General features: G+C 27.0%; 3 protein-coding genes. All 3 read right to left on the reverse strand.

All coding sequences use genetic code 11. The annotated features are described in order from the left end of the window. A partial coding sequence (locus JCM14822_RS18465) for a HesA/MoeB/ThiF family protein (protein ID WP_083461572.1) occupies window positions 1-923 on the reverse strand: 923 nt, incomplete at its 3' end. An 8-nt stretch (window positions 924-931) separates the two neighbouring features. Further along, on the reverse strand, window positions 932-1,543 hold the full coding sequence (locus tag JCM14822_RS18470) for a site-2 protease family protein (protein ID WP_054744102.1): 612 nt from the start codon (window positions 1,541-1,543) through the stop codon (window positions 932-934). Further along, on the reverse strand, window positions 1,527-1,994 hold the full coding sequence (locus tag JCM14822_RS18475) for a hypothetical protein (protein WP_054744104.1): 468 nt from the start codon (window positions 1,992-1,994) through the stop codon (window positions 1,527-1,529). The genes JCM14822_RS18470 and JCM14822_RS18475 overlap by 17 nt, the downstream gene beginning before the upstream one ends. Between the last annotated feature and the right edge of the window lie 46 nt (window positions 1,995-2,040).

The raw sequence follows: 2,040 nt of genomic DNA on the forward strand, positions 1-2,040 counted from the left end.
TCTTTAATTTTATTGACATATTTTAATTTGCCTTTATTCGTTAAAATCTTAAAGACTTCTTCTGAAACTAATGTCCCTAATTGATACATAATAAATCCTAAAGATGGCATTATTCCAGATACCTTTTCCTTATTAACTGGCATATTTACAAAATATGAATAACCCAAAGATTGGTGTGGAATATACGTCGTTCCTATTGCACCATGAGTATTCATCATAATTCCTGCAATGTACTTACGATTATATTTATGACATACTGCATCTAACCATTTGGTAAATACAAAAGGTGTATCCAATGTTTTTACTATACAATCTGTATCATATTGTTTGATAATAGCTTCTAAATCTTCTAAGGAGTTAATCTTTCTATTTAATGCTGTAACTTGGACAAGTGGATTTATATGTTGTAACTTTTTCTTCAATACATCCACTTTATATTCACCAATATCCTGAATATCGTATAAAATTTGTCTATTAAGATTACTCTCTTCTACCTTATCAAAATCAACAATAATAATATTTTTTACACCTAATACTGCCATATTCCAACTTACATGGGTTCCAATACCACCACATCCTAGGACCATAACCGTACTTTTACCTAATACTTGTTGTACATTTCCCATGTTGCTTCGCCAATAAAATGCTTGATTTCTAGAATAAATTCCTTTTTGTTCTATTGCTACAGGTATTAAAAATCTGTTTTTTAACCATTCAGTAATATTCTCTTCACCAAAAATACCTTTAAACTCCTGTAATTCAAATCCCTGCCCATCTATCATTTGCTTAAATATTTCTTCCTGCTGCTTATTAAATTCAAGAGTCTTTTCGGTATTAGTTCCTAGAATATTACTTTGTATAAATTCATAACCTCTATCTCCTTTTAATATTGGAACAAAAAAATTTAAGTAATATCTCTCCATAATACCTCCTAAAATATTGAATTCCAAATAGTTAAAGCAACACAAATAAATATTATAGGTATATATCCTATAGATAATATTCCAAACACAAAATAAAATAGGCTATTACTTTCGTAATCTGTTTTTCTTTGTACTTTTACTTTTGTTTTTTTACCTTTTATTTCATTTAAACTTAGTTGTATTACACTTTTGACATAAGCAATAGATTTTTCACGTAAGTTACTTTCATCTTCTATTAATTGAAATATATAGTAACCATCTAATTTAAAAAATATAACTAGGTTAATTAAAACCAATGCTATATTAAGTAGTTCTATTATTTCAAATAATACTGAATACGTAAAAGCATCTATACAAGCTATTCCCATACAGATTCCAGCTATTAATAAATTAGAAAATATTCCCCCTAATAAACACATTAATTGTTGCCATTTACTCTTCAATAACTTTGTGAAAGTTAAATTTGTATATACAAATGGTACAAAAAAGTAAAACATTACACCAATTTCAGGAACATTTACATTATATTTTCTTGACACAACTGCATGAGCAAATTCATGAATAGCAAGTAGTATTAGGAAAATAACTATATATGTAATAGACTTAAAAAAAAGATACATTATCTTGGTAATTAACTCTTATTGTGCCTACTTTAAAAATAAAAGCACCTAATCCTAAACCAAAAATAGGGATAGATAAGTATACTAAGATAAAATATAAAATTTTAGTGAGTATGCTATCTAATTTAATAAGGGTATTACCATTTACTAGTCCTATATTCATTTTCCATATTTTTTGCTTTACCTTTAAAAAATCATTATTAAGCATCCCTAATCTTTCAAATTGAACGACTAATTCCTTTAGCTGTGCTATGTTAAAATCATTACTATTCTTACATATATCTTCTAGACTTTTACTACCATCTAAATTAATAAGAATATTGTACTCTTTTCTTCCAATAACATAGCTTCTTTTAGTATCTTTATTAAATACCGTTACACGTTCTAGGTCATGGTCATTGATTTCTAAACTAGTACTTATAGTTGGATAATGTCTATTTGATTTTTCCATACTCACTTCCTCTTCAACTACTAATTATACAAAAGTTTGGCTCATC

Origin of the sequence: Cellulosilyticum ruminicola JCM 14822 (assembly GCF_001311925.1) — a bacterium.
In the GTDB taxonomy this organism is placed as follows: domain Bacteria; phylum Bacillota; class Clostridia; order Lachnospirales; family Cellulosilyticaceae; genus Cellulosilyticum; species Cellulosilyticum ruminicola.

Bases quoted from the DNA above. Each gene is read 5' to 3' on its own strand.
- JCM14822_RS18470 (WP_054744102.1), bottom strand. From the start codon at position 1,543: ATGTATCTTTTTTTTAAGTCTATTACATATATAGTTATTTTCCTAATA.
- JCM14822_RS18475 (WP_054744104.1), bottom strand. From the start codon at position 1,994: ATGGAAAAATCAAATAGACATTATCCAACTATAAGTACTAGTTTAGAA.